This window comes from Williamsia sp. Y844 (assembly GCF_056786475.1).
The window spans coordinates 501,576-516,513 of record NZ_JBXCJB010000001.1 but is presented as its reverse complement, the minus strand read 5'-3'; the positions used below and the strand labels follow the sequence as shown (position 1 = coordinate 516,513).

The 14,938-nt window shown below is 64.5% G+C and carries 11 protein-coding genes; 8 read left to right on the top strand and 3 right to left on the bottom strand.

The window, feature by feature from the left end; translation table 11 throughout:
- Positions 1-107 precede the first annotated feature (107 nt).
- The 5 genes from secA (at position 108) to AC1TQG_RS02440 (ending at position 7,139) form a co-directional block, all read left to right on the top strand.
- On the top strand, positions 108-2,954 hold the full coding sequence (secA, locus tag AC1TQG_RS02460) for a preprotein translocase subunit SecA (protein WP_482135357.1): 2,847 nt from the start codon (positions 108-110) through the stop codon (positions 2,952-2,954).
- Between the two features lie 181 nt (positions 2,955-3,135).
- On the top strand, positions 3,136-3,711 hold the full coding sequence (locus AC1TQG_RS02455) for an Rv3235 family protein (RefSeq protein ID WP_482135356.1): 576 nt from the start codon (positions 3,136-3,138) through the stop codon (positions 3,709-3,711).
- Between the two features lie 99 nt (positions 3,712-3,810).
- Entirely contained in the window at positions 3,811-5,247 is a 1,437-nt protein-coding gene (locus tag AC1TQG_RS02450; RefSeq protein WP_482135355.1) for a wax ester/triacylglycerol synthase family O-acyltransferase, read from the top strand.
- A gap of 34 nt (positions 5,248-5,281) precedes the next feature.
- Positions 5,282-5,845 carry a DUF6912 family protein gene (locus AC1TQG_RS02445; RefSeq protein WP_482135354.1) on the top strand — a complete coding sequence of 188 codons (564 nt, stop codon included), beginning with the start codon at positions 5,282-5,284 and terminating at the stop codon, positions 5,843-5,845.
- A gap of 172 nt (positions 5,846-6,017) precedes the next feature.
- On the top strand, positions 6,018-7,139 hold the full coding sequence (locus tag AC1TQG_RS02440; RefSeq protein WP_482135353.1) for a ferredoxin reductase: 1,122 nt from the start codon (positions 6,018-6,020) through the stop codon (positions 7,137-7,139).
- 65 nt (positions 7,140-7,204) lie between these two features.
- Here AC1TQG_RS02440 and AC1TQG_RS02435 read toward each other — a convergent pair whose 3' ends face one another.
- Positions 7,205-8,665, bottom strand: coding sequence for a DEAD/DEAH box helicase (locus AC1TQG_RS02435; RefSeq protein WP_482135352.1), 1,461 nt, complete (start codon positions 8,663-8,665; stop codon positions 7,205-7,207).
- A 417-nt stretch (positions 8,666-9,082) separates the two neighbouring features.
- On the opposite strand from AC1TQG_RS02435, the gene AC1TQG_RS02430 reads away from it, so the two are divergent.
- Entirely contained in the window at positions 9,083-10,390 is a 1,308-nt protein-coding gene (locus AC1TQG_RS02430) for a fatty acid desaturase family protein (protein ID WP_482135351.1), read from the top strand.
- Between the two features lie 115 nt (positions 10,391-10,505).
- A complete protein-coding gene (locus AC1TQG_RS02425) occupies positions 10,506-11,759 on the top strand; it encodes a fatty acid desaturase family protein (RefSeq protein ID WP_482135350.1) in 1,254 nt (417 codons plus the stop codon).
- A 14-nt stretch (positions 11,760-11,773) separates the two neighbouring features.
- Here AC1TQG_RS02425 and rsgA read toward each other — a convergent pair whose 3' ends face one another.
- A complete protein-coding gene (gene rsgA, locus AC1TQG_RS02420; protein WP_482135349.1) occupies positions 11,774-12,766 on the bottom strand; it encodes a ribosome small subunit-dependent GTPase A in 993 nt (330 codons plus the stop codon).
- Positions 12,763-14,025 carry a 3-phosphoshikimate 1-carboxyvinyltransferase gene (gene aroA, locus AC1TQG_RS02415; protein WP_482135348.1) on the bottom strand — a complete coding sequence of 421 codons (1,263 nt, stop codon included), beginning with the start codon at positions 14,023-14,025 and terminating at the stop codon, positions 12,763-12,765. The genes rsgA and aroA overlap by 4 nt, the downstream gene beginning before the upstream one ends.
- A gap of 134 nt (positions 14,026-14,159) precedes the next feature.
- Between aroA and AC1TQG_RS02410 the strand changes: the two genes are divergently transcribed.
- Complete coding sequence (locus tag AC1TQG_RS02410; protein WP_482135347.1) at positions 14,160-14,909, top strand: hypothetical protein; 750 nt, start codon at positions 14,160-14,162, stop codon at positions 14,907-14,909.
- Positions 14,910-14,938 lie beyond the last annotated feature (29 nt).

The window sequence follows — 14,938 nt, the reverse complement described above, 5'->3', positions numbered from 1 at the left end:
GCCTCGCGTGAGTCAGGTGGCCGGGGCGCTCGCTACCATGGAGTCCGACCTGCGGGAATCTGCAGGTCGGATTTCGTGTGTATTCGACCGGATCGAGGGAATTACCAGTGCTCAACAAGCTGCTGCGCGTCGGCGAAGGCCGGATGGTCAAACGCCTGGATGCAATCGCTACGCATGTGGAGACGCTCGACAAAGCGACCGAGGCCTTGTCAGACGCCGAACTCCGGGCAAAGACCGATGAGTTCAAGGAACGGCTCGCCGCCGGTGAGACCCTCGACGATCTGCTGCCCGAGGCCTTTGCCGTAGCCCGTGAAGCTGCTTGGCGGGTGCTGTCGCAGAAGCACTTCCACGTCCAGATCATGGGCGGTGCCGCGCTGCACTTCGGCAACATCGCCGAGATGAAGACCGGTGAGGGCAAAACCCTGACCTGTGTTCTGCCCGCCTACCTCAATGCGCTGGCGGGTGAGGGCGTCCACGTGGTCACCGTCAACGACTACCTGGCCAAGCGTGACTCCGAGTGGATGGGTCGCGTCCACCGATTCCTGGGCCTCGAGACCGCGGTGATCCTCACCGGGATGCCCCCGGCCGCACGTCGTGAGGCCTATGCCGCCGACATCACCTACGGCACCAACAACGAGTTCGGGTTCGACTACCTGCGCGACAACATGGCCCATTCGCTCGGTGACCTGGTCCAGCGTGGCCATCCCTTCGCGGTGGTCGACGAGGTCGACTCGATCCTGATCGACGAGGCCCGGACCCCGCTGATCATCTCGGGGCCCACCGATTCGTCGAGCAAGTGGTACGCCGAATTCGCCCGCATCGCACCGCTTTTGAAGAAGGACGTCCACTACGAGGTGGATATCCGCAAGCGCACGATCGGTGTGCACGAAGCGGGGGTGGAGTTTGTCGAGGACCAGCTGGGCATCGACAACCTGTACGAGGCCGCCAACTCGCCGCTGGTGGGCTACCTGAACAACGCGATCAAGGTCAAAGAGCTCTTCGAGCGCGACAAGGACTACATCGTCCGCAACGGTGAGGTGCTGATTGTCGACGAGTTCACCGGCCGTGTGCTCGACGGCCGACGCTTCAACGAGGGTCTGCACCAGGCCATCGAGGCCAAGGAACGGGTCGAGATCAAGGCCGAGAACCAGACCCTGGCCACGATCACCCTGCAGAACTACTTCCGTATGTACGAGAAGTTGTCGGGCATGACCGGCACGGCACAGACCGAGGCCGCAGAGCTCGACCAGATCTACAAGTTGGGTGTGCTCCCGATCCCGACGAACAAGCCGATGGTGCGCGTGGATCAGACAGACCTGATCTACAAGACCGAAGAGGCAAAGTTCGATGCGGTGGTCGACGACATCACCGAGCGCCATGAAAAGGGTCAGCCCGTTCTGATCGGTACCACCAGCGTCGAACGGTCGGAGTATCTCGCCAGGCAGCTCAAGAAGCGTGGCATCCCGCACAACGTGCTCAACGCGAAGTTCCACGAACAAGAAGCCCAGATCATCGCCGAGGCCGGTCGCAGTGGTGCGGTCACCGTCGCCACCAACATGGCAGGCCGTGGTACCGACGTCGTGCTCGGTGGTAACCCCGACATCCTCGCCGACATCCGTCTGCGCAAGGCCGGCCTGGATCCGGTGGAGACTCCGGAAGACTACGAAGCCGCCTGGGACGAGGCGCTCGCAACGGTCAAGGCCCAGGTTGCCGAGGACGCGGAGAAGGTCAGGGAATCCGGCGGTCTGTACGTTCTGGGAACCGAACGGCACGAATCACGGCGCATCGACGACCAGCTCCGTGGTCGCTCCGGCCGTCAAGGTGATTCGGGAGAGTCCCGGTTCTATCTGTCTCTCGGCGACGAGCTGATGCGCCGCTTCAACGGCGCCGCACTCGAATCGATCATGAACCGGGTTAATCTGCCCGACGACGTCCCGATCGAGGCGAAGATGGTCACCAAGGCCATCCGCAGCGCGCAGACGCAGGTCGAGCAGCAGAACTTCGAGGTCCGCAAGAACGTCCTCAAGTACGACGAGGTGATGAACCAGCAGCGCAAGGTCATCTACGCCGAGCGTCGCACGATCCTCGAGGGTGAGGATCACAGCGAACAGGTCAAGCGGATGATCGAAGACGTTGTCGGTGCCTACGTCGAGGGCGCCACGTCCGAGGGCTACACCGAGGACTGGGATCTGGATCAGCTCTGGACCGCCATGAGGACGCTGTACCCGATCGAGCTCGACTACAAGGACCTTCTCGAGGAGAACGAGTTCGGCGAGCGGAAGGACATCACCTCCGAGGAACTGCGCGAGCTCCTGGTGGCCGATGCTCTCAAGGCGTACAAAAAGCGTGAGGGGGAGATCGAGTCGATCGCCGGTCCCACGGCGATGCGTCAGCTCGAACGCACCATCCTGCTCAGCGTTCTCGACCGGAAGTGGCGCGACCACCTCTACGAGATGGACTACCTGCGTGAAGGCATCCACCTGCGGTCGATGGCGCAGCGCGATCCGGTCGTCGAGTACCAGCGCGAAGGCTACGACATGTTCATCGGCATGCTCGACGGACTGAAAGAGGAGTCTGTCGGATTCCTGTTCAACGTCAGTGTCGAGGCAACCCCGGCCCAGCCGGCCGCCGCAGCAGCAGCGGCTCCGGCATCGATGACAAAAGCTCCGGCGGCTCCGGCCCCGCTGCCCACCGAACAGGTCGCTCCTGCTCGTCCGGCAGCACCGGCGGCTCCGGCAGCATTGCGGGCCAAGGGAATCGACGACGGCTCGGCCAATGCCGGACTGACGTTCAGCGGACCATCCGAAACCGGTGGCACCACGGTGCGGCGGTCGAGTGCGTCCGCAGGCGGATCCACTGATGGACAGGCAGGCAGCCGCAAGGAACGCCGCGCAGCTGCGCGGTCGGGATCGAAGGGTGATGCGAAGCCGCCCAAGACTCGCAAGAAGCACTGACCCTGCCAAAGCGGTGCTGAACAACCAGCTCTGAAGGCTCGAACGCTCGACAACCCGGATACCACCGTCTCCGGTTCCGAAGGAACCAGGAACGGGCAGTGCACGTCGTACTGCTGGTATCCGGGTTTCCGGCTATCGGGCCGGCCGTCGCCGGTCATGGGCGGACACAGCCGGGGGCGCCATGACAACAACGGATATCGCCGAGTCCGGCCCGGGCGCGGTTGGGGCAAGTGCCCTCGGGGTCGGTGGTGGTGGCCGCGCTGGCCTGCGGATCAGCCGGGTGCCCTTCAGCGAGACACCACCGCTGGGCCCGGGGTCGAGTGCAGCTGCGCCGGTATCGGGTACCGGGATCGAAGTCCATGCGGCCCACCGCACTCCGGTTCCGCAGACCGAGCCCGTCGACGTCGAGCTGCGCCGGTTTGCCATCAACGCGACCACGGTGCTGCTCGAGGTCATGGGCGGCCGGCGGCCGTTTGCACAACTGGCGGAGGTGGCGGTGCCGAAGATCGCCGATCAATTCCGGGTGTTGCTCGCCGCCGATCAGTCGAGGGGACCGGCCTGCACATTGCTGCGCTTGCACACTCAGCACACGAGCCCCGACGTTGCCGAGATCACCGTCGTCTACCGCAGAGGTGAGCGCGTTCAGGCGATGGGTGCTCGCGTGGAGCGCCGGCTGATGCCCGTCCGCCCCACCACCCCCGGCGGCGCTCGGCGCAAGGCACGACGGTGTGTCCTGGTATCGGTCAGTGTCGGATGATGCCCGGCGACGGGGGTCGGTTGGCGACGAGTGCGTAGGCGGCACTGTGCGGGTGGTTCGCGGCGACCGGGCGAGGACGCGGCGGTTACGATTGGCCCTGTGAACCGGCTGTCGCCTCAGGATTCGATGTACTACTACCTCGATGACCGCGGTTCGACAACCCAGGTGGGTTCGCTGCTTATCCTCGAGCGCCGCGCCGGGGGCCTGGACTACCAGGGGCTGCTGCGTACCGTCGAGAGCCGGTTGCAGCTGGTTCCGCGGTACCGCAAGAAGATCCGTGAGGTCACGCTCGGTCTGGCCCGTCCGGTGTGGGTCGATGACCACGAGTTCGACATCACCTATCACGTCCGCCGCTCTGCGTTGCCGAGTCCGGGCGCCGACGATCAGCTCCACGACCTTGTCGCCAGGCTGATGTCGCGTCCACTCGAGCGCACTCGGCCACTGTGGGAGATGTACCTGGTCGAGGGTCTGTCCGATGGCCGGATGGCGATCCTGACCAAGACCCATCGCGCGCTGGTCGACGGGTCCGAGGCCTTCGAGATCAATCAGATCATCGTCGACGACACCCGCGAGTCGCCGTCGATGCCCGAGGATCTGTGGCTGCCCGACCGGGAGCCGGGCAGTGGCGAATTGGTGGTGGGTGCGATCACCGATGTCCTGACCCGGCCGTGGGAGATGGTCGACCAGGTGCGGGCGGCGTCCAATCAGCTGGCGTCTGTCGGCCAGGCCCTGTCCGGTACATTTCGCCGGGTCGAATCGGTGATGAAGATGGCCACCACCTCGGCGCCGTCGAGTCCACTCAACGGCGCCACTGCCCCGACCCGTCGTTTCACCGTGGCATCCTGTTCGGCCGAGGACTGTGTGGACATCGCCGAGCGCCACGGTTGTACCCCCAATGATGTTCTCCTGGCGGCCATCGCAGGTGCGATCCGGCGCTGGCTGCTCTCGCGGTCACTGGCCGTTGATCAGGTGGAGACCGTGCGTGTCATGGTGCCGCTGTCGGCCTACCCGGCAGGGGAGGACGAACCCGAGTTCGACTCGGACCTCGATGCGCAGGGGGAGTCGTCGTCGGCGTCGTGGATGGTCGGCGGGCTACAAGGATTTGTCACCGACCTTCCAGTGGGAGAACCGAATCCGGCCGTGCGACTGTCGCAGGTCGCGCAGCTGGCGGAGCGGCACTCGCATTCGAACCGGAACTGGTCGGCTGCGGTCGAACCGTGGATTCCGGAAATCGGGCCTGCGACATTCCATGCGATGAGTGCGCGGGCGGCGGCGTCGTTGTCGCGCCGGTCGTTCAACGTGCCGGTCACCATTGCGCGCGGACCACGCTCGGCGCAATACCTCGGTGGCAACGAGGTCCTTGCCATTTATCCGGTTCCGGTCTTGGTCCGCAAACGTGCCCTCGCGATCGGGCTCACGTCGTACAACGGCCGAATCTGCTTCGGTTTCAACGCCGATCGCCGGGTGATGTGGGATCTCGGTGCCATGGCCGAGTACCTCACCGACTCGTTCGAAGAATTGCTCCCACAACGGTGACATCCCCACCGAGTTCACACCCTGGAAAGGCCCGATGAGAATCTATCTGCCCGCCACCCTGTCGATGCTGACAGATCTGAACACCACCGGTGAGTTCGTGCCCGTCGGAGGAACGGCGTTTGCACTGACACCTGCGCTACGCGAGTCGTATCTCGACGGCGACGACGAGGAGCTTGCCGAGGCCGCGATCCGGGAGGCCGCGCGCGCCTCGCTCCGGCTGCTCGCCGCCGAGCAAGACGAAGACGGCTCCGCCGAGCAAGACGAAGACGGCTCCGTCGACAAGGACGATGAGGCAGTTGAGACGACGCCGCTTCCGCCCCGGCGAGTGGTGATCGCCGCCGACGTCGACGAGGTGAAGCTTCGTCCCGATATCGATGTCGCGGTAGTGAAAACCTTCCGGGTGGTGCCGCTTTCGGCGGTCGCATCCCTGTTGGTCGACGGCAGCGACGCCGAGGAGAAGGTCCTGCGGGCCATGGAGGTCGTCGATGCCGCGGATCTGGGCGACGAGGATGCAGAACTGGCCATCGGCGACGTCGAAGACTTCGACCTGGGCTGGTACGCCACCCAGGAGCTCCCGTTCCTGCTGGAACTTCTCTGAGCGGTTGCCTGCGCAGTGACCCCGGCCTCTCGCGCTGTGTCCGGACCTTAACCTACGGTAGCGTAAGTTAGCAGCATCTGAGCTGAGACGAAGCCGAAGGCGGAGCTCGACCATGAGTCGATGCGAAGCCGAAGGCGGAGCTCGACCGTAGCTTGTCGAATGGAGGCACCTGATGGGTTGGCGTGAACGATTCGAGGAGCCGGTTCGCGATATCGCGAGCCGTAGCCGGGCGGTCAACTTGGTCCGTGCCGCGGCGGCGCGTGTCACCACACCGTTGCTCCCCGACGATTACCTGCACCTGGCGAATCCGCTGTGGTCGGCGCGGGAACTGCGCGGCAAGATCGTCGAGGTCCGGCCCGAAACCGCCGACTCGGCAACACTTGTCATCAAGCCGGGCTGGGGATTCTCGTTCGACTACCACCCCGGGCAGTACATGGGCATCGGCATTCTGGTCGAAGGCCGCTGGACCTGGCGGTCGTATTCGCTGACATCGGTGCCGCAGACCACGTCCGACACCCATGGCAAGGTCGTGTCGATCACGGTGAAGGCGATGGCCGAGGGTTTCCTGTCCGGACACCTGGTCAATGGTCTCGCGCCCGGCACGGTGGTGCGGCTGGCAGCGCCCCAGGGGGAGTTCGTCCTTCCGGCGGAACTGCCCGAGAAACTGTTGTTCGTCACCGCGGGCAGCGGCATCACGCCGATCATGTCGATGCTGCGGACGATGTCGTCGCGCAAACAGCACACCGACGTCCAGCTGATCCATTCGGTGCCCACCGACAAGGACCTGATGTTCGCCGACGAACTCAAGCAGTTCGAGGCCGACGGTCTCTTGCGAGTGCACATCCAGCGCACGCGCGTCGAGGGCAAGATCGACCCGGAGGCGCTCGACGCACTGTGTCCCGATTGGGGTCAGCGGCAGACGTGGGCATGTGGTCCGGCTGCGCTGCTGGATTCGCTGACCCAGATGTGGACGCAGGCCGGGTTGCGCGATCATCTGCACATCGAGCGATTTGCCCTCGAGCGTGGTGAGGTCGGTGCCGAAGGTGGCACGGTCACATTCTCGAAGACCGGGCGCACCGCCACCGTCGACGGTGCGACCACGTTGATGACCGCCGGTGAGGATGCCGGCGTGCAGATGCCATTCGGTTGCCGGATGGGTATCTGCCAGAGCTGTGTTGTGATGCTCGACAAGGGCGTTGTCCGGGATTTGCGCAGCGGCGCCGAACATGTTGCGGGCGAACGTATTCAGACCTGCATCAGTGTCGCTGCAGGAGACTGCACGTTGGAGGTCTAACTCTCCCGGCCACCAAAAAAGGGGCACCAACCATTTCTGGTTGGTGCCCCTTTTTGGGTTAAAGACTAGCGAGACGGGCTGCGACGTCCACCCTGCGACGATCCGCCGGCACTGGAGCCGGCATATCCGCGACTGCGGCCGCCTTCAGAATGGCCGGCTGCCGCTCGTCCGGCCTGTGACCGTGCGCTCTGTCCGCGACCGCGGCCCTCGTACGGAGCTGATCCGTCCGCAGTCGGGCGTGCGCGGCGAGGTGCGTTCGAGGAGCGACCATTGCCCGACCGGCTGCCCGGAGCGTTGGCCGACCGGTTGGGAACCGAGCTGATTGCGGGCGGCGTCACCAGTTCTGCGGTCTCGCCGACCAGTGTCTTGAGCAGCTCGGAGTCTGCGGTCACCTTGACCGGGGTCGCCTTGATGGCGGCCTTGCGCAGCAGCTGCGACATGTCGCGGCGCTGCTCCGGCAGTGTCAGGGTGACGACGTCACCGGCGCTGCCTGCGCGCGCGGTACGGCCCGAACGGTGCAGGTAAGCCTTGTGCTCGGCAGGCGGGTCGACGTGGACGACGAGTTCGACGTCATCGACGTGCACACCGCGGGCGGCGACGTCGGTGGCGACCAGGACGCGCGCCTTTCCGCTGGAGAACGCGAGAAGGTTGCGGTCGCGGGCACCCTGCGAGAGGTTGCCGTGCAGGTCGACGCTGGGGATACCGGCGTCGGTCAGCTGCTTGGCCAGCTTGCGGGCCTGGTGCTTGGTCCGCATGAACAGGATCCGGCGGCCCTTGCCCGAGGCGAGTGCGAAGACGACGCCCTTCTTGGCGTCGGCGCCTGCGACCTCATAGATGTGGTGGGTCATCGCGGAGACGTGCGAGGTGGCCTCGTCTACCGAGTGCATGACCGGCTGGTTCAGGAAGCGCTTGACCAGCTTGTCGACACCGTTGTCGAGGGTTGCCGAGAACAGCAGTCGCTGGCCGCCCTCAGGGGTGGCGGTCAGGATGCGGGTCACGCCGGGCAAAAAGCCCAGGTCGGCCATGTGATCGGCCTCGTCGAGGATGGAGATCTCGACCCGGTCCAGACGCACGAGACGCTGGCGCATGAGGTCTTCGAGGCGGCCGGGGCAGGCCACGACGATGTCGACACCGGCGCGCAGTGCCGAAGCCTGGCGACCCTGGGGGACGCCACCGAAGATGGTGGTCACGGTCAGGCCGAGGGCCTGGGCCATCGGCTGCACCACGGCGGTGATCTGGGTGGCCAGCTCACGGGTCGGAGCCAGGATCAGGCCGCGGGGGCGGCCTGCGCCGGCAGACGAGCCGGCTGCGAGGCGAGCGACGAGCGGGATGGCGAAGGCCAGCGTCTTGCCGCTGCCGGTCTTTCCGCGGCCGAGTACGTCCCGGCCCGCAAGGCTGTCAGGCAGGGTGTCTGCCTGGATGGGGAAGGGGGAGGTGATGCCACCGGCCGTCAGCGACTTGACCAGGCTCGGGGGTACGCCGAGATCAGCAAAAGTTGTTGTGGCAGGACTAGATACAGAATTCAAAGAATCACGTTTCTGATTTACGCGGCGTCTCGAGCACGATTCACCGCTGGGTGGCGCGACTGCCCTGATCTGCTGGCCGACGGAAGTCGGACACCGCAGGCCGGTGGGCAGTAACGATCGCCGTGTGAATAGCTCAGTGGGGTTGATCAACTCGCAATGAGTGTGGTCCGGGTTTCCCTGGGGGCCACGTCACGAGGAAGCAGTTCCACGACGGTTCCGCGCATCTTGCGCGAAGTACCCAATCAGCATAGCCCGGGCGACCCGTTTTCCGCCCATCCGAAGCCAGGTGAGATCAGTCTCACCCACCTCTGGACACCTCCCGGGACGTAACCTACGATTGCGTAAGTTACGTGTCCGTAGGTTGGTTGTCGTTAGCACTGACCTCGGATTATTACCCCCGACGAGAGGTTCGAAGCGGTGGCAATTACCGATATCCCGGAGTACGCACACCTGACCGACGCCGACGTCGAGGCGCTTGGCCGCGAACTCGACACCATCCGTCGCGACATCGAGAACGAGCGCGGTGAACGTGACGCCACATACATTCGCAACGCCATCCGATTCCAGCGCGGGCTGGAGCTTTCGGGGCGTGCGCTGCTGTTCGGCGCCGCCAACCGAAAGGTCTGGGCGCTCGGTGCCGGAGTGCTCGGTGTCTCCAAGATCGTCGAGAACATGGAGCTCGGCCACAATGTGATGCACGGACAGTGGGATTGGATGAACGATCCCGAGGTGCACTCCACCGGATGGGAATGGGACAACACCGGTCCATCCGCGCACTGGAAGCACACCCACAACTACATCCATCACAAGTACACCAACGTGCTCGGTATGGATGACGACGTGGGCTACGGCCTGATCCGGGTGACGCGCGATCAGCGCTGGAAGCCCTTCAATCTCGGCAACATCGCCTACAACACCCTGCTGATGCTGTTCTTCCAGTACGGCGTTGCGGTGCAGCACCTGGAGCTCGGACGTGCGGCCGCGGGTAAGCATCCGAACAAGGACGCCTTCAAGAAGGATCTGCGCGACGTCGGTATCAAGGTCGGCAGGCAGGTCGGCAAGGATTATGTGGTGTACCCGGCGCTCGTCGGTGCGGTGACGCGTTCGCGCACGAGCTGGGCCCGGGCGATCACCGCGACGTTTGCAGCCAACACGATTCGCAACATCTGGACCAACGCGGTCATCTTCTGTGGACATTTCCCCGATGGGGCCGAAAAGTTCACGAAGCAGGATCTCGAAGACGAGTCACAGGCCCACTGGTACCTGCGGCAGATGCTGGGCAGCGCGAACTTCAACTGCGGCAAGCCGCTGGCGTTCATGAGCGGCAACCTCAGCTACCAGATCGAGCACCACCTGTTTCCCGACCTGCCATCCAATCGGTACGCAGAGATCGCCGTCCGCGTCCGCGCCCTGTGCGACAAATACGACCTGCCGTACACCACCGGGCCGTTCCTCCTGCAGTACGCGAAGTCCTGGCGGACAATCGCGAAGTTGTCGCTGCCGAACAAGTACCTGAAGGGAACCGTCGACGACGCCCCCGAGACGGCATCGGAGCGACGCTTCAAGTCCGATCCCGAGCAGCGGCTTGCCACGACGGTTGATCCGGCCACCGGTCGTCGGAAAGGTCTGCGCACCGCGATCGGCAAACTTCGTCGGCGGCGTTCATCTGTGGCAACACTCGGCGGTCAGCGCCAGTCGAAAGATGCGCGGGCACGGGCTGCCTGATCGGCTTCCGACGCCCGAACACCGTACTCTGGAGAAGGACAACAATGGCGGTTGGCCGTGAGCTCAGCGCTCACCCGGCCCGAGGATCAACGCCACCAAGGAGTTACCAGGCGCGATGGCAATCACTGATATCAACGAATACACGCATCTGACCGAGTCGGATGTGGAAGCACTGGGCGCTGAGCTCGATGCGCTGCGCCGAGAGATCGAATCCGACCGCGGACTACGCGATGCCACCTATCTTCGACGCACCATCCTGGCTCAGCGTGTCCTCGAGGTCAGTGGCCGGATTGCGTTGCTGGGCAGCCGCAACCGGTTCTTCTGGTGGTCGGGCACGGCGCTTCTCTCGGCGGCAAAGATCATCGAGAACATGGAACTCGGCCACAACATCATGCATGGCCAGTGGGATTGGATGAATGATCCCGAGGTCCACTCCACGTCCTGGGAATGGGACATGGTGTGTTATTCGGGCCACTGGAAGCACTCCCACAACTACATTCATCACAAGTACACCAACGTGATGGACATGGATCACGACATCGGCTACCAACTGCTGCGGGTCACCCGCGACGAGGAATGGCAGCCGAAGCACTCCTATCAGGTTGTGGCGAACCTGTTCTTGGCCGCGACCTTCGAGTGGGGGATCGGGCTGCATGATATCGAGCTGAAGGACTATCTGGAGGGTAAGAAGCCGGCGGAGATCGCGGTTCCCCAGATCAAGGACTTCGGTAAGAAGATCATCCGGCAGATGGCCAAGGATTTTGTGATCTTCCCGTTGCTGTCGGGCAAGGCGGCGCGAAAGACGCTGACCGCCAACCTGACCGCCAATCTGGTCCGCAACGTCTGGGCCTACCTGGTGATCTTCTGCGGCCATTTCCCCGATGGTGCAGAGAAGTTCACCGAGGAGTCGATTGCCGATGAGACGCAGGGGCAGTGGTACCTGCGTCAGATGCTCGGATCAGCGAATTTCAACGCCGGGCGTCCGATGGCGTTCATGAGTGGCAACCTCTGCTACCAGATCGAGCACCACCTCTTTCCCGACCTGCCGTCCAACCGGTACGCCGACATCTCGGTCCGGGTTCGGCAGTTGTGCGAGAAGTACGACCTGCCGTACACCACGGGTCCGATCCTGGTGCAGTACTGGCAGACATTCCGGACGATCGCGAAGCTGTCGTTGCCGGACAAGTACCTGACCGCCACTGCCGATGACGCACCGGAAACGGCCTCGGAAAAGAAGTTCGCCGGTCTGCGGGCGGCCGCGGCCGACCGCGGAAAGCGGATCGTGGCGGCGGGCGAAGGCAAGCGTGAGGGCTTGAAGACCGCGATCGCCGAGGTCAAAGCGCGTCGAAAGACCTTGCGCACCAGGTGATTCCGGGTTGCCGGTTAGTCCCAGTGATTGGCGACGCTGAGCGCGGCGATGAGTTCGCGTACGGCCATGGCCCGTCGATGGTGCTGGCCGGTCAGGGAGTCGAGGGCGCACTCGGGATCGGCAGGCGGTCCGAGGTGGGTGCAACCGCGTGGACAGTCCTTGATGGTCTCGCTGAGATCGTCGAACGCCTTGATCACGTCTTCGGGACCGATGTGCGCCAGGCCGAACGATCTGATGCCGGGGGTGTCCACCACCCACCCGCCACCGGGTAGTGGCAGGACCACCGACTGGGTGGACGTGTGCCGTCCCTTGCCGACACCGGACACCACTGCCGTGGCCCGATAGGCGTCGGGCACAAGACGATTCACCAAGGTCGACTTGCCGACGCCGCTGTGGCCGATGAGTGCGGTGACCTTGCCCGCGAGGAGTTTTTGCGCCGGCTCCAGGGGGTCGTCACGACCGGCGAGGAGTACCGGTAGATCCAGGTCGGCAAACGATGAGCGGAATGATTCCGGGTCGGCCAGGTCGCTCTTCGTCAGACATAGGACCGGTTGCAGTCCGCCGACATAGGCTGCGGCCAAGGCGCGTTCGACAAATCCGGTGCGCGGCGGCGGATCGGCCAGGGCTGTGACGATCAGCAGTTGATCGGCGTTGGCCACCACGATCCGTTCGTACGGGTCGGTGTCATCTGCAGTGCGCCGCAACACGGTTCGCCGGGGCGCGACCCGAACGATCCGGGCCAGGGTGTCCGGTTTACCCGACAGGTCACCGACGACCGACACATCGTCGCCGACGACGATCGGGGTCCGGCCGAGTTCACGGGCCCGCATGCAGACAACGCGGATGTCCTGGTTGTCCTGGAGTACACAACCCCAACGGCCCCGGTCGACGGAGACCACCATCGCGGTGGCCGCGTCGTCGTGGGTGGGCCGGGTTTTGGTGCGTGGTCGACTGCTCCGGCCCGGGCGCACCCGGACATCGGTTTCGTCGTACTCCCGTTTGCTCAAGCGCTGATCATCCTTGCCCACATAGCCGGAAAGTCGGGCAGGGTTTTGGCCGTGGTCTCGATGTCGTCGACATCGACATCCTTGGTGACCAGCCCGATCAACGCTCCCGCGGTTGCCATCCGGTGATCTGCGTACGACTGCCAGAGGCCGCCGTGCAATGGTGCCGGCTCGATGATCAGCCCGTCGTCGGTTTCCCGGCAGGCCCCGCCGAGGCGATTGATCTCGGTGCGCAGCGCATGAAGACGGTCGGTTTCGTGTCCGCGAAGGTGTGCCACACCGGACAGTGTCGAGGTGCCCTCGGCCAGTGCGCACATCGCGGCAACCGTCGGGGTCAACTCTCCGATGGCGCTCATATCCCAGGTGATACCTTGCAGCGCTTGGGGTCCGGTGACGGTGAGCAGCCCGTTGGTCAGGTCGGCGCGAGCGCCCATCGCCTCGAGAATGCCGACGATCGCGGCTCCTGGCTGCGTGGTGACGCTCGGCCACCGTGGGACGCTGACGCTTCCGCCGGTCACCGCAGCGGCGGCGAGGAAAGCCGCCGCGTTCGACAGGTCGGGTTCGATCTGCCAGTCCACCGCGTGAACCGGTGCCGGATCGATGTGCCAGCGGTCGGGGACCGAGGTGTCCACGACAACGCCGGCTGCCGCGAGCATCTCGATGGTCATCTCGATGTGGGGCATCGACGGGACGGGTTTGCCCGAATGGGTGATCGTGATGCCTTCGGTGAAGCCGGCACCGGCCAGGAGGAGCCCGGAGACGAATTGTGAGGAAGCCGACGCATCGATGGTGACGGCTCCGCCGCGTACTGATCCGGTGGCTTCGACGGTGAACGGCAGCGCGTTGCCGTCGACCCGGACGCCGAGGTCGCGCAGCGCATCGAGAATGGTGTGAAGCGGCCGCGACCGGGCCTGCTCATCACCGTCGAAATGTACTGGCCCACTGGCTGATGCGGCCATCGGCGGCACGAAGCGCATGACAGTTCCGGCCAGACCGCAGTCGATGGTCGCCGAATGCATCGGTGCCGGTGTGATGGTCACCGTTGTCGGGTCGTCCGAGGCGGCCTCGACAGCGACCCCGAGGGCGGAAAGTGCCTCGAGCATCAGGTCGGTGTCGCGGCTGCGGAGCGTTCCGGACAGGGTGGACGGCCCGTCGGCCTGGGCTGCGAGGACCAGTGCGCGGTTGGTGATCGACTTGCTCCCGGGCAGCGTCACCGTCGCCTGTAACGGGTCGGGCGCGAACGGTGCGTTCCATGCAGTCACCCAGACAGTCTTTCATGTTGCTCGCGACCCGCTGTTTCCCCTGTTCACCTGGACTGGATCCAGGCCGATCCTGCGGTCGGTCAATTAACGGACAACAGGTGTCGGGGGGCCTTTTTGGTCGCTATGTTCGATCCATGAACATGAGACTTTCACGCAGCGGAGCAGTCGTTGCGCTCTGCGCGGCAGCGCTTTTGACATTGTCGGCCTGTTCGGATGACTCGAACGACAGCGCCGACTCCACCACGAGTGCCGCGGAGTCGACCTCTGCGGAAGCCACAGCGGCGCAGCTCGACGTCCGCGTCGAAGATCTGATGCTGCCCGAATCGGACTTCCCGGGCACCGGCGAGTACGTCGTCCTCGACAAGGCCGCCATCGACGCGGACAAGTCGAGCGACCCCGAGGTCACACCGGCCAATTGTGCCGCGATCGTCGAGGAAGAAGACGGCACCGACGACTACGACCGCGCTCGGGTCGACTTCGACATGGAAGACGGCACCTCCATCGAGACCCAGGTGATCCTGGGCGAGACCAGCGACCTCGAGACCGTCGCGAGTCAGGTCGATGCCTGCCCGGCCATGACCATGCGGGGCCCGCTCGACGACGGCACCGAGCTTGTTGCCGAGATGGAGAACTCGGTGGAGGACGTCGAAGGTTCGACGGTTCCGGCCAAAACCATCATCAGTACGGGTACGGCAACGGTGGGTGATCAGACTGTTCCGATCACGATTCGTTCCACCGGTGCTTACGTCGATGGCACCACGGTGAGCGTTCAGATCACCCTCACCGGTGAGAATGCCGCGAGCTGGAACAACTCGGACGAGGCATTCCTGGTCGATTTGCTCAACAAGCAGATCGCGGTTGTGCAAGACGCTGCGGCGCAATAGTCATCGACCCCGACAAGCTCGAACGATGC